Origin of the sequence: Pseudarthrobacter sp. YAF2 (genome assembly GCF_052113345.1) — a bacterium.
Lineage (GTDB): Bacteria > Actinomycetota > Actinomycetes > Actinomycetales > Micrococcaceae > Arthrobacter.
On the sequence record NZ_JBFRDA010000024.1, the window covers coordinates 15,142 to 31,107 of the forward strand.

Genomic DNA, 15,966 nt, shown 5'->3' on the forward strand with positions numbered 1-15,966 from the left:
GCCCGGTCGCCGGGGCAGGCTAAGCCAGGGTGATCAGGTCCAGGTAGTCCTCGTTCCAGAGGTCTTCCACGCCGTCGGGGAGCATGACGACGCGTTCCGGGTTGAGGGCTTCCACCGCGCCTTCGTCGTGGCTGACCAGGACGACGGCGCCGGTGTAGTTGCGCAGCGCGCCCAGGATTTCGGCGCGGCTGGCGGGGTCCAGGTTGTTGGTGGGTTCGTCGAGGAGGAGGACGTTTGCGCTCGAGGCCACGATGGTGGCCAGGGCCAGGCGGGTCTTCTCGCCGCCGGAGAGCACGCCGGCGGGCTTGTCGACGTCGTCTCCGGAGAACAGGAACGAGCCCAGGATGCCGCGGACCTCCGCGTCCTTCATGTCCGGCGCAGAGGAACGCATGTTCTCGAGCACGGTGCGGTCGTGGTCCAGGGTTTCGTGCTCCTGGGCGTAATAACCCACCTTGAGCCCGTGGCCGGGGATGACCTCGCCGGTGTCTGGCGCGTCCACGCCGGCGAGCATGCGCAGCAGCGTGGTCTTGCCGGCGCCGTTGAGCCCCAGGATGACCACCTTGGAGCCGCGGTCGATGGCCAGGTCCACATCGGTGAAGATTTCCAGTGAGCCGTACGACTTGCTGAGTCCGTCCGCGGTGAGCGGGGTCTTGCCGCAGGGCGACGGATCCGGGAACCGCAGCGCTGCCACACGGTCCTGCTCGCGGACCGCTTCCAGGCCGCTGAGCAGCCGTTCGGCACGCTTGGCCATGTTCTGCGCGGCGACGGCCTTGGTTGCTTTGGCCCGCATCTTGTTGGCCTGGTCCATGAGGACCTGTGCCTTCTTTTCGGCGTTGGCCCGTTCACGCTTGCGGGCGCGTTCGTCCGTTTCGCGCTGCTGGAGGTAGCGCTTCCAGTCCATGTTGTAGAAGTCGATCTGGGCGCGGTTGGCGTCCAGCAGGAACACCTTGTTGACTGTGGCTTCGAGCAGGTCGGTATCGTGGCTGATGACGATCAGGCCGCCCTGGTGGTTCTTCAGGAAGTCACGGAGCCAGGCGATGGAGTCGGCGTCGAGGTGGTTGGTGGGTTCGTCCAGGAGCATCGTCTCGGCGTCGGAGTACAGGATGCGGGCCAGCTCCACACGGCGCCGCTGTCCGCCGGAGAGCGTCTTCAGCGGCTGGTTCAGCAGGCGGTCCGGGAGGGCAAGGTTGGAACAGATCGACGCCGCTTCAGCCTCGGCCGCGTATCCGCCGGCGGCCAGGAATTCCGATTCCAGCCGGTCGTAGCGGTTCATGGCCTTCCGCTGGACATCGGCGTCCTCGCTGGCCATTTCGTCGTGGGCCTTGCGGAGCTTGCCGACGACGATATCAAGGCCGCGCGCGGAGAGGATCCGGTCCCGGGCCAGTTGTTCCATGTCCGGGGTGCGGGGGTCCTGGGGCAGGTAGCCGATTTCACCGCTCCGGGTGACTTTGCCGGCAGCCGGCAGACCCTCCCCTGCAAGCACGCGCGTCAGCGTGGTCTTGCCGGCTCCGTTCCGGCCCACCAGGCCGATCTTGTCCCCTTTGTCGATGCGGAAGCTCACCTGATCCATGAGGAGCCGGGCGCCGGCACGCAGTTCAAGATCCTGGACAGTAATCACAGCAGGTAAGGCCTTTCACAAACAGGGATAAGCCGCAGCCCGGGGCGTCTGTGGTTGGGCGGGGCGGTAAATGGCCGGAGAACGGCACAGTCCAGTCTACCGTCCAGCGGGCCGCCGCGATTTCAACGGGCACTCGCCACAGCCGCCACTGCCTGTTTAGGCTGCATTCCGTACTTCCGGCAGGACTCAGCCTTGGTGATTCTCCGGCAGCCGGCCGCCAGCCTCGCTTCGTTCTTCGGGGCCGTCTTTGGACTTGCCGAACGGCAGCAACTTCATCACCGGGCCCACGACGGCCATGACGGCCAGGCCCCAGGCAAGTCCCAGCACGGCAGAGCAAAGGGTGTTGACGGTCCAGGCCAGCAGGCCACCGACGGCGGGGACGGTTTCCACCGGGTGCTCAAGGGCGTGGACCAGGTCGTAGGGCGCGTGCCATCCGAGATCGTGGGCACCCTGCAGCATGATGTGGCCGCCGACCCAGAGCATGGCGATTGTTCCGACGAGGGTGATCGCGGCGAGGACGGCCGGCATTCCCTTTACCAGCAGTTCACCGATGCGCTTGGAGCGTGCCGAGTCCCTGGCCATCAGGTGCAGGCCGATATCGTCCATCTTGACGATGAGTGCCACTGCGCCGTACACCAGCACCGTGATGGCGAAGGCGACCAGGACGAGGATGAATGCGCGGACCCAGATGGACTCGGTTGCTACCTCGTTCATCGAAATGACCATGATTTCGCAGGACAGGATGAAGTCGGTGGTGATGGCCCCCTTGACCACCTTCGCCTCGGCATCGTGGCCGCGCTCAACAGCCGGCGCTTCCTCTGCCTCGTGGTGGCCGCCGCGGAACTTGTGCCAGACCTTCTCTGCGCCTTCGTAGCAAAGGTAGGAGCCGCCGAGCATGAGGATGAACGGGATGATTCCGGGTACGAACGCGCTGACGAGCAGCAAGGCCGGGAGGATGATCAGGAGTTTGTTCCGGATGGAACCCCAGAAGATCCGCTTGATCATGGGCAGTTCCCGGGCCGGGTCCGCGCCTGACACGTACTGCGGGGTAACGGCGGCGTCGTCGATGACGACGCCCGCGGCCTTTGCCCCCGCCTTGGCGGCGCCGGCTGCGACGTCGTCCACCGAGGCGGCCGCAATGCGGGCCAGGGCCGCCACGTCATCCAGCAGGGCGACCAGGCCGCCGCTCACAGCCGGCCCCCGCACAGCATGTGATCGGAGCGTTGGGTATTCAGGGCAGGGTGCGTGATGGGCATGTTCGGAGTATATTGCAGCCCGCCCGCACGCTCAGCCCTCCTGCAGTTCCTCGGCGAACATCACAATGATCCCGCTGGGGCCACGGACGTAGGAGAGTTTGTAGACGTCACCGTACGTGGCCACCCCGCGCAGGGGGTGGCAGCCGTGCCTGGCAGCAATCTTGAGGGCATCATCGATGCTGTCAACGGAGAAGGCCACACGGTGCATGCCGATCTCGTTGGGCAAGGTGGGGTCAGTGGGGATCGCATCGAGGTGGATGTACTCGAAGAGTTCGAGGCGGCCGTTGCCGTCCGGCGTTTGGAGCAGGGCTATTTTTGCGTGGTTACCGTCGAGGCCCACAGCGGTGTCGGCCCACTCTCCGCTGACAGTATCCCGGCCTAGGACGGTGAGTCCGAGGTCGGTGAAGAAGGCGATCGTTGCTTCCAGGTCGCTGACGGCGATGCCAACGTTCTCCAGTTTGATGGGCATGGGCCCACGCTACCAAGCCGAGCGATTCGGGTGTACCCGAATTGCCGGTCGGTTGCCCGCTGCCGGGCCTACACGTCTGTGAAGCCGACACGGTCACGATGCCGGCCTGATAAGGGTTCCCCCATCCCGGAGGCGGATTGCCTTGACCGTCATCCAACGATGTTTCGGCAATGAAGAACGTGTTGTCGACGCGCAATTCCTCGATCCCGCGGTGCGTATAAAGCACGATTGGCATTCCGGAAACAGTAGGGGTCAGTGCTTCCGGGCGAGCTTCGGTCATCGGCGTGGCGGGATCTGCGCAGGCACATAGGACGGCCAATAGCGTAACGGTCAATGATGTCAGCCTGATTTTCTCGGCCATTCGACCGCACCCCAATTCCCGATCAGGCACACAGAGGATGCCCTCGGAAAGGGCGCCACAATAGTAGAGGCGTCACGTTTTCCTTACGCTTTCGGTGAGGGATCCCTTGCCGGGCGCAGCGGGAAAGAGGACTAACGACGTTGCTCAACCTTGCCAGTATCCAAACCCGATGCTTAGTGCTCTCGAGGTCCCTCTAATGGAGGCTCTGCTTCCGTGAGATCGACGCGTTGCTCGGGCTGCGGAGTCGTGGCATGGGCCGAATCAGCGGGCGCAGCATCAGCGCGCTTCAGCCAAGCGTAGGATTCCGCATCTCCGTGCGCGACAACCTCGACAGCCACAGAATCCCAGCGATAGACGATGGGTCTGACTGTCCTCCCGCGGGGGGTTTCCCCAGCGCAGCCACGAAGTATTGATTGCGCCTGGCATCGGTGGGGAACATCGCCCCTCCACTGATGGCGTGACCTCCGAGTCGATTCCAGTGCCCGACGGCGTCCGGCTACGCTCGGACCCGCTGGCCGGGGCGGAGCCGCCTGCTCGGGACTCCAGGTTCCAGCAACGTCAAGATCGGCTACCTGTCCGTCCCGAACCCATTCGAGTTGCGGACCCTCGGACTCTAGCGTTGCCAGTCAGGACTCGCCATTACCCCGACGCTTCCTAAGGTGAGCGTAACCGCTGCTTCACCAGGACTTGTCAATGGGCGATGCAAGGCCCGTAAACCGATCCCCCAGCGGACATGCGGCATCCGTTGATCCACCGGCTTACGGGCGCCGTTGAAGGGCACGATCGCTTTCAGTTAAGGTCCTCGACCGCGTTACTCGGAGAAAGATCGGAGAACGCAGCCCCCTGCGCGCGCTGAGTGCGTGACGCTTGAGGATTCAGGTCGGTGCACCATGCGGGATAGACGCGGAAACCGCGCTTGCCAGGATGCAGCTCGGAGCTGACGTATCCGAGCGAGGTCAGTTGCGCCGTGGTGAATCGGAAGACCCCGAACCGTTCCTGCTCCTCTACGAAGACGAGCAGTCCAGACATCGACTCGTCAGCCGTGAAGGGCCTGGTCGATCCACCTTCGTCGCGCTTCCAGACCGCGACGAAGGCGCCCGGCTTCGTCGGTGTGATCTGGGCGGTGCGGATTCGCCACTGCTCCTTCCCGATGAGTGCGACCCCAGATTCGTAGTCGCTGTTCTGTTCATCAACCTGGATGACAGGCTGTGCATCGGCAGGAGCAGGCGCAAGGTCGATGAAGCGTTTGAATGCGTGGAAATTCACTCTCAAACCCTATTCGCTCAAGAATCCGGCCTGAAACCTGTCCGGTTGACGATCGGCGGATTCAAGCGGTCATTGCAACAGGAGGTTTTCGATCAGTTCGATCGGTTTCTTGAACTCTAGTCTTTTGCGCGGTCGGTCGTTGAGTTCCTGGGCAACCCAGTCGAGGTCTGCGGGGCTGTGGATGCTCAGGTCGGTGCCCTTGGGGAAATATTGGCGCAGTAGGCCATTGGTGTTTTCGTTGATGCCGCGCTGCCAGGGCGAGTGCGGGTCGCAGAAGTAGATGTCGATGCCGGTGTCGATCTTCACGGTTTTCCAGTCCTGCATCTCGATGCCCTGGTCCCAGGTCAGGGAATGCCGCAGCGACTCGGGGAGTGTCTTGATCTTCGCGGTCAGTGCATCACGCATCTGCTCGGCCTTGTACCCGTCCGGCAGGTGTACGAGCATCGTGTAATTAGTGGTCCGCTCGACCAGCGTCCCAATCGCGGACTGATTCCCTTTACCGATGATTAGATCGCCTTCCCAATGCCCTGGCACGGCCCGGTCCTGAACTTCGGGGGGACGTTCGGAAATGTTGATCATTCCCGGGATCCGGTTCTTGCGCTGGCCGGCCTTGCGGCACGGCTGCCTGATAGCCCGCCCGGTACGCAGACACACGGTCAGATCACGCTTCAGCGCCCCGCGGGACTGCACGTAAAGGGACTGGTAGATCGTCTCGGGTGACACCCTCATCTCCAGCTCATCGGGGAACTCAACCCGGATTCGTCCTGCGATCTGCTCGGGTGAGAACTTCTTTTTCAGGTCCTCTTCCACCTTCGCACGCAACACCGTGTTCGTGTGCAGTTTCGCCGGTTTCGGCCGCGAAGCCCGCTCATACGCCAGTGCGTGCGCTGAGGTCGCCCGGTAGGGCATCCCTGCCACCGAGTTACGCCGCAACTCCCTGGAAACCGTGGAGGCCGCTCTGCCGACCACGGCTCCGATCTGCCGCAGAGATTGACCCTGGGCACGCAGTATTGCGATCTCCTCCCGCTGGGCGAAGGTCAGACACCGGCCCTTCAGATCACGGCCCCGCCGGGGCCTGACACCACCGGCCTCAAGCAAGACCCTGCGCCCGGTACGCCGGCTCGTATTGATCGGAGCCACGGCATCGGTGATGAAATCACCCGCCTGCATCCCGGCCCAAAAAACCTGCAAGAGATCAGGCCTCAAATGAATTGAATACCCCGCCATAACAACACCCATCCGCTAAGTGTTGCAATCACCGCGAGAACCCAAGGATCCTCTACCGGGCGCTGCAAATGGAGGTTCAGCATCCTGGGAATTAGGATCGAGACGTGACTCGCACAGACCGGCTCTATGCACTCGTTGAGGAGCTGCGAGCTGTGGCACCGCGCCCAAGGAGTGCCCGATGGCTTGCCGAGAAATTTGGTGTCAGCGCCCGCACAATCGAGCGGGACTTGTCGGCGCTGCAACAGAGTGGTGTCCCTATTTGGGCAGAACCTGGCCGTTCCGGAGGCTACTGTCTAGATACGGCGCACACCCTGGCGCCCCTCGGGTTCACCGTCGACGAAGCTCTCGCGGTAACGATCGCGCTTGGGATGCTGGCGACGTCTCCGTTCGGTGACGCGGCGAGTTCCGCGCTGCGGAAAGTCATTGCCGTCATGGAAGATCGAAGTCTTAGAGAGACTGCGGGACTCGCGACGCGCATCCATCTCCTCGACGAGGATCGTACGGCAGTAGTGCCTGACGAATTCGCGAAAGCGCTCCGATCTGGGCAGGTGCTTCGCATCGCCTACGTCGACAGGAACACCATCGTGACCTCACGAGAAGTCGAACCTATGGGCTACATCGGCAAGGGCCGCGACTGGTACCTGATTGCCTGGTGCCGCCTCCGAGACGGCGTTCGTGCGTTCCGTGGCGATCGCATCACGACGGCTGAACCGACCGGAGAAAAGCCGCCACGGCGTCCACTGCATCCAGAGGACCTCGGCATCGTCCACGGGGTTCTCCGCGCGGTCAGCCCGGGCGGAGAAGTCGCTAAACACCGACACTACGGTGTCGGGACGTCAATTTAGGCTGGATGGGTCGAGGCAAATGGCCCGACAGACTGGAGCAACCATGGACTTCGCATCAATCCGCATCATCACCCACGACGTGGAGCGGCTCACCCGTTTCTACGAGACAGTCACGGGCACGTCCGCCACGAGGCGAGCACCCGTGTTCGCAGAGATCCGTACCGGGACGGGCGTCATCGCGATCGGGAGCACAGCGACCGTGACGATGCTTGGCGACCACGCTCCGATGCCCGGTAGCAATGACAGTCTCATCATCGAGTTCCTCGTGACGGACGTTGACGCTGATTTTGCTCGGCTCCGCGCTGCACTCGAGGACGTCGTGCTCGAACCGACCACCATGCCGTGGGGAAACCGGTCGACGCTGTTCCGCGATCCTGACGGAAACCTTGTCAACCTGTTCTCGCGCCCGGCCAACTGAGCTCGATCACCTCTTCGACCTCGGCAGATCGAATCTGCAGCGCAATCACCGCGAGAACCCAAGGATCCCTCACCGGGCGGGCACCTAAGAGGCTCAGCTGAGCCTGCTCCGTAAACTCTATGCATGCAGATACGCGAGGCGACCCTGGATGACCTGCGCTATGTCGAGGCGATCTGCGAGGCTAGTGACCGCAGGCCCTGGACACCAGATATGGTGGCCCCGACAGGCGATCGGGTCGTACTGATAGCGGCCAGACAAGATGACATCGTCGGCATCGCCAAGACCCATTTCCATAGCGAACCGGATATCACAGCACCTGCCGGCCATTATCTAGGGGGTATCGTCGTCTCTCCGAATTTTCGGCGGCGGGGAATCGGTTCTGCTCTCACCCGCGCGCGAATGGAGTGGGCATGGTCTCGGTCTTCGACCGTTTACTACTTCGCGAACGAATACAACACGGCGTCCATCAAAATGCACGAGACTCTGGGCTTCCAGTCCATCGGCCGGTTCGCAGAGATCCGTGGGGTAACAGCCGACGAGGGGCGATCAGAATTGGTCCTCTTTCAAGCGTCTCGATAACCGATCCTTTACCGGCACCTGTCGGTCGCGATCTCCAGACCCGTTGAAGATCGAAGCACAAAATTAGGGGATGTCTGTCAGCCGCAAGCCTCTACGCCGGCTGCCGTAGTCTGCTCACCTGACCCCGGCAAAGCTTCGTGCTCTCGAAATCCTCGGAATTGGACTGATGATGCTCGCGGTCTATCTCACGGCAATCTTGGTCATCATGCTCGTATCGATGGCACGAGGGAACACCGTAACTACCTTGGCGATAACAGCCATTGGAGCGGCAACAGCAGGAGCAGTGTCCCTGGGCCTTCGTCGATATACCAGAAGGTTGCGCAACACCACCTGACGGCGTGTCGAAAGTTCCGGCCCTCTTCGCTATCACGGGCTCCACAAGTGTCAGGCATTAGCCATCCGGCTCAATCCATTGGCTGGGATTTCAAGCGCCCGGAGAAGGATCCCGCTGTAGACCAAGTGGCAGGAAAGCGGGAAGGCGAGGGAAGGCATTCAGAGGCTCTCCGGACTCGACGGCCCGGATAGAACGGTCGGGACGTATTCAAGCAGCTGGATGCGTCCATCGAAGGTCCGGCTACTGATCATGTCGAGGCTAACGTCGGGGTAGCCGTCGTAGATCCGCTCCCGGCCGGTGCTCCCGGTGATGACTGGGAAGATGACCACACGGAAGCGGTCCACGAGACCAGCTTTCAACAGCGACCGGCACAGGGAGAGGCTGCCAATGGTACGCATCGGCTTCGACGCGGTTGCCTTCATCTCCCGCACGGCCTCAACGGCGTCCCGGGCGACGAGTTGTGCGTTCGCCCACGCGAGAGGCTCGCGCAATGTCTTCGAGAAGACGATTTTCGACATTCCCGCCAGGGGCTCCGTACCCGGTTCACCTGCAGCCGAGAATTCCGACATGACGCGGTAGGTCCTTGCCCCCATCAACACGGTGTAATCGGCTTCGGGGGCATCTCCGAGCCATGCCAGGTATTCGGGCCCTTCAAGCCCCCACCAGCCGGGCCAGCCCTCTGCCGCCGCGTAGCCGTCGAGCGAAGTGATGAAGTCGATGAGGAGTTCGGGCATCGTCGATTCCTTCTCGTGAATTTCGGGTCGAGCGTTCATCCTCTCTCCGATGCAGCATCGCGGCAACCTGTGGTGCGAACCATTTCCGGGCCCGAATTGCCGTAAGTGCTCGTTCGCGTCGTGCAAACATCCTGCTGCTCGCGCCTTCGGCCACGTCATAGGGGAGGTTCGCTGGAGTTTAGGCCCTGCCGCCACCGGCCAACTGGGGGGAACAGCCGGTGACGGGGGCATTCCGATTTTACCGCGGCAAGGACTGTTTCCGCTGCGCCCAAGCACATGTTGGGTGTCCTCAATGAAGCCGTTCCCAGCCGCGGTGCACTACGGCGGGCTCCGCATCGAGCCAGACCAGCTGCCTTTTATGGAACCTGCCAAGGAAACCGTTGAGCGGTGGGAAATGAAGCATGAGGCGTCGTCGCGCCGGTACACGAACGAGACGCGCCGTTGCCTGAACTAGCAGCACTCCTGCCTGTAGGCGGGAGAGCAAGGAAATGGTCCGGCAGTCGTGCACAGGTGACCGATTCCCGCCCCATGTGATCAACCGGCAAGAACGACGACCTTTCCGGGCACGCGGCCAACGCTGGCCTCGGCGTGGAGGGCAGGCAATTCCGCGAGAGGGATGCGTCGGGTGACTTCGACGGTGAGTCTTCCGTTGTCGACGAGGGACACCAGTTCGGTGAGGCGTTCGCGGTTGGGGCGGACGTAGACGGTGGCAGCACGCACACCACGCTTCTCGTCGCCCGGCGTCGGCATGAAGGCCGTGGTGCTGACCACCGCGCCGCCATCGCGTACGAGAGCAACCAGCGCGGCAAATTGCCCCGGCTCGATCGGAGCGAGGTTGAGCAGCACGTCGACCTGCCCATCAACGGCGCTCAGCAGGTCGGCGCCGGTATGGTCGATGATCTCGTCCGCACCTGCAGCCCGGACAGCGTCGATACTGCGCGGGCTCGCGGTCGCCACCACCTCCACCCCGGCGCGCTTCGCGAGCTGGATGGCGTATTTGCCCACCACCCCGCCTGCCCCGACAATGAGCAGCCGCTGCCCCGCTTCGAGCCGCCCTTCGTCAACAAGCGCCTGCCAGGCGGTCAACGCTACCGATGGCAGTGCTGCGGCATCAGCAAGCGGGATGCTCGTGGGGGCGGCAACAACGGCATCCGCAGGAGCGATCACATACTCCGCCGCGCCGCCATCCTGCTCCATGGGCAGGAACCCGATAACCCGATCCCCGACCACAACACCCTCGACTCCCCCGCCCACAGCATCGATGATCCCGGAGACGTCGTAACCGGGCACATGCGGCAGCACCACCGGGATCGGCAAGAACCCTGCCCGCATTCCATTGTCAGCCGCATTGAACGCGGACGCCGCCACACGCAGCCGAACCTGCCCTGCCGCCGGCACCGGCTGCTCGACCTCGCCGAACTGAAGTACTTCGGGGCCGCCTACTTCGTGAAAGTGCACTGCCTTCATGATCTTCTCCTTGAACTGATGCTTCGAATTCGAAGCAATAAGCCTAAGATAGCATTGCTTCGAACTTGAATCAACCCTTTAGGATGGCACCATGACCGAAACACCCCCGGACCTGACCCCCACACAGCTCGGTGCGTACTTCGCATTCACGGAAGTGAGCAGCCTGCTGCGCCACGCAGTGGAGAAACAGCTCCGCGATGCCGGTGACCTCAGCTACGTCCAGTTCCAGCTCCTGGCCCGCCTCGGAGACGCCCCGGACGGGCAGCGGCGCATGACCGATCTCGCCGACGGTGTGGTCTACAGTCGCAGCGGACTGACCTACCAGGCGCATTCGTTGGAGCAGCGCGGGCTCGTCGCCCGCTCCCCCTCACCCGATGACGAACGCAGCACCGTCCTGACACTCACCGACGCCGGCCGCGCCGTGCTCGCGGCAGTGTTCCCCGGCCATATCAACGCCGTACACAGCCTGCTGTTCGCGTCTCTTTCCGACAATGATGTGGACGATCTCGCGCGCATCCTTGGCCAGGCCGCCGCCCATCTCCGTGCGGCTCCGCCGCGTTCAGCGGCACCCCGCCGCCGGAAGGCTTCATAAACAAGGCCCATTGTGCCCAGCCCAACGCAGCCGGGACCAGGCTTAGTGGATCCCCTACAAAATGGGCTCCGTTCCACCCCGGTAACGTCGGCGGTACATTAGATTCCGCTTGTACAACCCCGACAGGACCGCCATGAGCAACACCGAGACCACCACAACGAAGAACCAACGGACAGAGCGCCGCCGCTGGAACGGCACCGACCTTGGCCTGATCGCCGTCTTCGCCGCCCTCGTAGCCGGCGCAGCACTCGTGCCGGGGCTGGCCCTGAACGGCTTCGGCGTCCCCATCACCTTCCAGACCTTGGCTGTGATGCTCACCGGCCTGGTGCTGGGACCTGGCCGTGGACTCGCCGCCGTCGGGCTCTACACGCTCCTGGGGCTCGCCGGCCTGCCCATCTTCAGCCAGGGCCGCAGCGGCCTGGGCATCCTTGCCGGCCCCTCAGCCGGTTACATCATCGCCTTCCCCATCGCCGCGGGCGTCGTGGGATGGCTGGCAGCAATCGTCATCAATCGCATCACCAAAGCCCGCGCCGTCTGGTTCTTCCTCGCAGCCACAGCCACCAGCGTTGTGGTGGTCCACACCCTGGGCATCCTGGGCATCGCGCTGAATTCCAAGGCAACCCTGGAGCAGGCCTTCCTGAGCGACCTGATCTTCTACCCCGGAGATATCATCAAGAACATCCTTGCGGCGGCCATCGCCGTCGCGCTGCACCGCGCCTTCCCCGACGTCCTGGTGCGCCGCGTGCGACGCCAGGCCGCCACGGCCGGGAAGGCCTAGGACCCCACGCCATGCCTGCCGTGACTTTTGACCAAGTAACCGTTGCGGTCGAACAGGAGGATTCTCCGGACCCCAAAATCCTCCTGGATGCGGTCAGCCTCCGGCTGGATGAAGCACGGGTGGGCGTCATTGGTGCCAACGGCTCCGGCAAGTCCACCCTGTTGCGCCTGGTCAACGGGCTCGTCCAGCCCACCTCGGGCACGGTAGAGGTCGACGGCGACGACACAGTACGTGCCGTCCGGAAAGTCAGGCGGAACGTGGGCTTCGTCTTCACCGACCCGCTGTCCCAGCTGGTCATGCCCACCGGCAGGGAGGACGTGGAACTGTCGCTGCGCCGTTCAGTGAAAAACGGCACGGAGCGGCGCAGCCGGGCCGAGGCTGCCCTGGAGCGGCTGGGACTCCTGAAACTGGCAGACCAAAGCATCTACGAACTCTCCGGCGGGGAACGGCAGCTGATGGCCCTGGCCGCCGTCCTGGCTGTCGACCCGCACGTCCTGGTCCTGGACGAGCCATCAACCCTGCTGGACCTGCGCAACCGCGAACTGCTCCGCAGGACCCTGGCGGGCCTGGACCAGCAGATCATCATGTCCACCCACGACCTTGACCTGGCCCTGGAAATGGACCGGGTCCTGGTCATCGAACAGGGTCGCGTCGCCTTCGACGGCGCCCCGGCCGCAGCCGTGGCGGCCTACCGTTCCTGGTGCCTGGACGGGCTCAAACCCGCCTCGCGGGACACCCCGTGAGGGGTCACGGCTTCCTCCTGGCCAACTATGTGCCGGGCACCTCGCTCCTCCACCGGTCACCCCTGGCCTTGAAGTTCCTGCTGGTGCTTGCCTGCGGCCTGGCATCCTTCATTATCGTGGACTGGCGCCTCTCCGCTGCCGTCCTGGCAGTACTTTGCGGACTCTTCCTGCTGACGGGCGCCGGAGTGAAGAGGCTCTGGGGTGCTGTCCGCTCCTTGGTCCCGGTGCTCCTGGTGGTCGGGCTCTTCCAGGGGTGGCAGCTGGGGGCGCCCACCGGCGCGCGGATCGTCCTGAACATCCTGGTGTGCATCGTCGCTGCGTCCCTGCTGACCGCCACCACCCCCGTCCAGGAGCTGCTCGACGGCGTCGTCCAATTGGCGCGCCCCTTCGAGCGGTTCGGCGCCGACCCTGAGCGCTTCGCCCTCACCATTGGCATCATGCTGCGCAGTATTCCGTATATCGCGGGAACGTTCGCGGACGTACGCGATTCCGCGCGGGCCAGGGGTTTGGAACGCAATCCCCGGGCCCTTATCCTGCCGGTCTTCATCACCTCAGTGGCGTACGCCCGGCAAACGGGCGAAGCGCTCGCCGCCCGCGGCCTGGGCGAAGCCGAGGACTGACGCAGCCCCCGATGACAACCGTCAGCGGCCCAGGCGCCGGTACTCCAGGAGCGCGGCGGTTCCCATCCCGCCCGCCATGCTGATCATCGCCATCGCCAGGGTTCCGGGGATACCCGTCCTCCGGGCCTGCGAGAACAACCGTGTTACCAGGACGGCCCCGGACGCGCCGTAAGCGTGCCCCAGGGCCAGCGCCCCGCCGTCCAGGTTCGCGCGCGCCGGATCGATCCCTAGCTCGTCAAGGCATGCGAGAGTCTGCGAGGCGAACGCCTCGTTGAATTCCACCAGGTCCAGCTCTCCGGCGGTAACGCCGGCACCGGCCAGTACGTGGCGTGCAGCGCTCGCGGCACCGATCCCCAGCACCCCCGGAGCAACGCCGGCGGTGTGGGTACCGCGGACCAGCAGCGCGTCACTGGCGCCAAGTTCGCGTGCACGCTGCAGTGAGGTCATGACGACGGCGGCTGCGGCGTCCGCGTCGAAGCACGAGTTTCCGGCGGTGACGGTGCCCCCCGGGACGAAGGCGGCAGGGAACCGTGCCATGACCGCCGGGGTGAGGCCGGCCCGCGGTCCGTCATCAATGGCGACGGCCCCCGTGGGGGTGGGCAGCGTGACGACTTCTCCGTCGAAAAGCCCGTTCCGCATCGCTGCGAGGGCTTTCCGGTGGCTGCCCAGCGCGAAGGCATCCTGGCGGTCCCGGCCCACGCCGTATTCCTGCGCCACCGTTTCGGCGGCCACGCCCATGTCCGGATCGCCAAAGGTGTGCGGCACAAACTGGGCGCGGCGGTAGAACTCCGGGACGCCGTCGTCGGTCCGGTGCGCACGCAACGGCGCCGTGCTGGTGCTCTCCACTCCCCCGGCCAGGTACACCTGGTTGCCGCCGCCGGCCACCAGCCCGGCGGCGAGCACGATGGCGTCCAGCCCGGAACCGCACTGCCGGTCCACGGTGAGCCCGGGAACGGTGACCGGGAGGCCTGCCTCCAGCAGGGCCAGGCGGGCCACGTTTCCGCCGCCGCCCACGGCGTTGCCGATGATCACGTCGTCAACAGAGGACGGATCAAGGGCGGCGCCGGTGACCAGTTCCCGCAGGACCGGCGCCAGGAGTTCATGGGAGCGCAATGTCCGCAAAGGGCCGTTGATGCGGCAGACCGGTGTCCGGAGCGCGGCGATGATGACCGGCTGCCGTTCCGCCGGGAGGTGTTCAGCCACCAAGGGTGCGCACCCTTGGGTCCCTGGCGTTGATCCACTCCAGCAGCAGGCTGCGGCTTACCTTGCCCCGGTCGGTGGTGGGGAGTTCGGGGAGGAGGTAGTACTGCAGCGGCCGCTTGTCCCTGGACAGGATGTCCTCCAGCCCGGTCCGCAGTTGGGTGGCGGTGATCCCGCCATGGGACGGGACCACACCGGCCACCACGCGCTGGCCGCGCAAGTCGTCCGGCATGCCGGCAGCCACCGCGGCCGCCACCCCGGGAACGGCGGCCAACGCCAGTTCAACCTCGTGCGGGTAGACGTTCCGCCCGGCGGTGAGGATCATGTCCGCGCGCCGGCCCAGGATATGCAGCTCCCCGTCCGCCAGATATCCTTGGTCCCCCACCGTGTACCAGCTTCCAAACGAGCGCAGGGCCTCGCCGTCGTCTCCCCACAGGTATCCGTTGCTGACCATGCGGCTGCGAACACAGATGTTGCCGTAGCCGCCGTCCGGCACACCGGCACCGGAGTCATCCAGGATGGTGACCTCGACGCCGGGAAAGGGCCGGCCAATTCCGCTTCCACCCGGCGTGGCGGCTTGCCCGGCTGCCAGTCCGAGCCCGGAGACGAAGCTCAGCTCGGACGCGCCGTAGTACTCGTAGATCGTCGCGTTGGGCGCCCAGCGGCGGGCAGCTTCGAGGGTCCTGGCATCGAGTTTGGAGCCGGCGCAGATGATGGTGCGGATCCCGGATGCGTCAACGCACCCTGTCATGCCGCGTTCACTGAGCATCCGCAGCATGGTGGGCACCAGCACCAGGCGGGTGACCCGGTCGTGGGTGATGGCTGCGTGGACGTCGCCGACGTCGAACGACTCCACCGTTTGGAACTCGGAACCGGCGTAAAGGCATTCGGCCAGGGCGTACAGGTTCAGGCTCGCGGCCAGCGGGCCTGGGGCGAGCGTGACGTCATCCTGGCGGAGGCCGAAGAACTCGATGGAGGCGTCAAAGGACTGCTGCCAGGACTGCCGCGAACGGGTGAAGGCCTTGGGGACCGATGTGGTTCCCGACGTGAGTCCAATCAGGAATTCGGTGTCCGGCGGCCCGTCGGTCAAGGTGTCGTCCGGGGAAACCTGAGCCGGAGCAGCGCACGCCTCAACCCGCCGGACAATGTCCTCCTGCAGGGCGGCAGGCCAGGAAGGATCGAGGACCGCGCACTGCCGGCTGCCGGCAACCGCGGCCGCAAACTGCACCGCGAAATGAACGGAATTGGCCTCGCAGAGGGTGGTCACCGACTTTGTGTCCGCCACCAGTGCCTCTGCAGCATCCCGCAGATCCGCCCAGTCCAGCCGGCGCCCGGCGATCACGACGGCGGTGTGGTGCGGCCGTTGCTCCGCCCAGCGCTGGATCTTGTTCAGGAATGGCACGGACCAACTTTACCGGCCTGGACGGATTGAGCTCCCGGGCCGCGGGTAATGTGACGT

17 protein-coding genes are annotated in these 15,966 nt (G+C 64.6%); 8 read left to right on the plus strand and 9 right to left on the minus strand.

Annotated elements, in window-relative coordinates; all coding sequences use genetic code 11:
* Window positions 1-19: 19 nt before the first annotated feature.
* The 5 genes from AB4Y79_RS19975 to AB4Y79_RS19995 form a co-directional block, all read right to left on the minus strand.
* Window positions 20-1,618, minus strand: coding sequence for an ABC-F family ATP-binding cassette domain-containing protein (locus AB4Y79_RS19975; protein ID WP_308930991.1), 1,599 nt, complete (start codon window positions 1,616-1,618; stop codon window positions 20-22).
* A gap of 186 nt (window positions 1,619-1,804) precedes the next feature.
* Window positions 1,805-2,809, minus strand: a complete 1,005-nt coding sequence (locus tag AB4Y79_RS19980; RefSeq protein WP_441865605.1) for a DUF808 domain-containing protein — start codon at window positions 2,807-2,809, stop codon at window positions 1,805-1,807.
* A 96-nt stretch (window positions 2,810-2,905) separates the two neighbouring features.
* Window positions 2,906-3,343 carry a VOC family protein gene (locus AB4Y79_RS19985; RefSeq protein ID WP_441865607.1) on the minus strand — a complete coding sequence of 146 codons (438 nt, stop codon included), beginning with the start codon at window positions 3,341-3,343 and terminating at the stop codon, window positions 2,906-2,908.
* A gap of 1,150 nt (window positions 3,344-4,493) precedes the next feature.
* Window positions 4,494-4,970: a MepB family protein gene (locus tag AB4Y79_RS19990; RefSeq protein ID WP_441865609.1), complete on the minus strand. Its 477-nt coding sequence runs from the start codon at window positions 4,968-4,970 to the stop codon at window positions 4,494-4,496.
* A gap of 69 nt (window positions 4,971-5,039) precedes the next feature.
* On the minus strand, window positions 5,040-6,209 hold the full coding sequence (locus AB4Y79_RS19995; RefSeq protein ID WP_441865611.1) for an IS30 family transposase: 1,170 nt from the start codon (window positions 6,207-6,209) through the stop codon (window positions 5,040-5,042).
* Window positions 6,210-6,301: 92 nt separating this feature from the next.
* Here AB4Y79_RS19995 and AB4Y79_RS20000 point away from each other — a divergent pair, with 92 nt between their 5' ends.
* The 3 genes from AB4Y79_RS20000 (at window position 6,302) to AB4Y79_RS20010 (ending at window position 8,039) form a co-directional block, all read left to right on the plus strand.
* A complete protein-coding gene (locus AB4Y79_RS20000; RefSeq protein WP_441865614.1) occupies window positions 6,302-7,042 on the plus strand; it encodes a helix-turn-helix transcriptional regulator in 741 nt (246 codons plus the stop codon).
* Window positions 7,043-7,085: 43 nt separating this feature from the next.
* The gene (locus AB4Y79_RS20005; protein ID WP_441865617.1) at window positions 7,086-7,460 is read left to right on the plus strand and encodes a VOC family protein; all 375 of its coding nucleotides are present in this window, start codon (window positions 7,086-7,088) and stop codon (window positions 7,458-7,460) included.
* Between the two features lie 123 nt (window positions 7,461-7,583).
* Window positions 7,584-8,039, plus strand: coding sequence for a GNAT family N-acetyltransferase (locus AB4Y79_RS20010; RefSeq protein ID WP_441865620.1), 456 nt, complete (start codon window positions 7,584-7,586; stop codon window positions 8,037-8,039).
* Window positions 8,040-8,531: 492 nt separating this feature from the next.
* Here AB4Y79_RS20010 and AB4Y79_RS20015 read toward each other — a convergent pair whose 3' ends face one another.
* A complete protein-coding gene (locus tag AB4Y79_RS20015) occupies window positions 8,532-9,107 on the minus strand; it encodes a dihydrofolate reductase family protein (RefSeq protein WP_441865622.1) in 576 nt (191 codons plus the stop codon).
* A gap of 292 nt (window positions 9,108-9,399) precedes the next feature.
* Between AB4Y79_RS20015 and AB4Y79_RS20020 the strand changes: the two genes are divergently transcribed.
* Entirely contained in the window at window positions 9,400-9,561 is a 162-nt protein-coding gene (locus AB4Y79_RS20020) for a hypothetical protein (RefSeq protein ID WP_441865624.1), read from the plus strand.
* 80 nt (window positions 9,562-9,641) lie between these two features.
* Here AB4Y79_RS20020 and AB4Y79_RS20025 read toward each other — a convergent pair whose 3' ends face one another.
* A complete protein-coding gene (locus tag AB4Y79_RS20025) occupies window positions 9,642-10,574 on the minus strand; it encodes an NADP-dependent oxidoreductase (RefSeq protein ID WP_441865626.1) in 933 nt (310 codons plus the stop codon).
* 91 nt (window positions 10,575-10,665) lie between these two features.
* On the opposite strand from AB4Y79_RS20025, the gene AB4Y79_RS20030 reads away from it, so the two are divergent.
* The 4 genes from AB4Y79_RS20030 to AB4Y79_RS20045 all read left to right on the plus strand — a co-directional run bounded on the left by AB4Y79_RS20030 (window position 10,666) and on the right by AB4Y79_RS20045 (window position 13,307).
* Entirely contained in the window at window positions 10,666-11,166 is a 501-nt protein-coding gene (locus AB4Y79_RS20030; RefSeq protein ID WP_441865629.1) for a MarR family winged helix-turn-helix transcriptional regulator, read from the plus strand.
* 133 nt (window positions 11,167-11,299) lie between these two features.
* The gene (locus AB4Y79_RS20035) at window positions 11,300-11,944 is read left to right on the plus strand and encodes a biotin transporter BioY (protein ID WP_441865632.1); all 645 of its coding nucleotides are present in this window, start codon (window positions 11,300-11,302) and stop codon (window positions 11,942-11,944) included.
* A gap of 11 nt (window positions 11,945-11,955) precedes the next feature.
* The gene (locus tag AB4Y79_RS20040) at window positions 11,956-12,687 is read left to right on the plus strand and encodes an energy-coupling factor ABC transporter ATP-binding protein (protein ID WP_441865635.1); all 732 of its coding nucleotides are present in this window, start codon (window positions 11,956-11,958) and stop codon (window positions 12,685-12,687) included.
* Window positions 12,684-13,307: an energy-coupling factor transporter transmembrane component T family protein gene (locus AB4Y79_RS20045; protein ID WP_441865638.1), complete on the plus strand. Its 624-nt coding sequence runs from the start codon at window positions 12,684-12,686 to the stop codon at window positions 13,305-13,307. Before AB4Y79_RS20040 ends, AB4Y79_RS20045 begins: the two co-directional genes overlap by 4 nt.
* A 21-nt stretch (window positions 13,308-13,328) precedes the next feature.
* On the opposite strand, the gene AB4Y79_RS20050 is transcribed toward AB4Y79_RS20045, so the two are convergent.
* Together AB4Y79_RS20050 and AB4Y79_RS20055 are read right to left on the minus strand one after the other, a co-directional pair.
* Entirely contained in the window at window positions 13,329-14,513 is a 1,185-nt protein-coding gene (locus AB4Y79_RS20050; RefSeq protein WP_441865641.1) for a thiolase family protein, read from the minus strand.
* Entirely contained in the window at window positions 14,503-15,909 is a 1,407-nt protein-coding gene (locus AB4Y79_RS20055; RefSeq protein ID WP_441865644.1) for a class I adenylate-forming enzyme family protein, read from the minus strand. The genes AB4Y79_RS20050 and AB4Y79_RS20055 overlap by 11 nt, the downstream gene beginning before the upstream one ends.
* Window positions 15,910-15,966 lie beyond the last annotated feature (57 nt).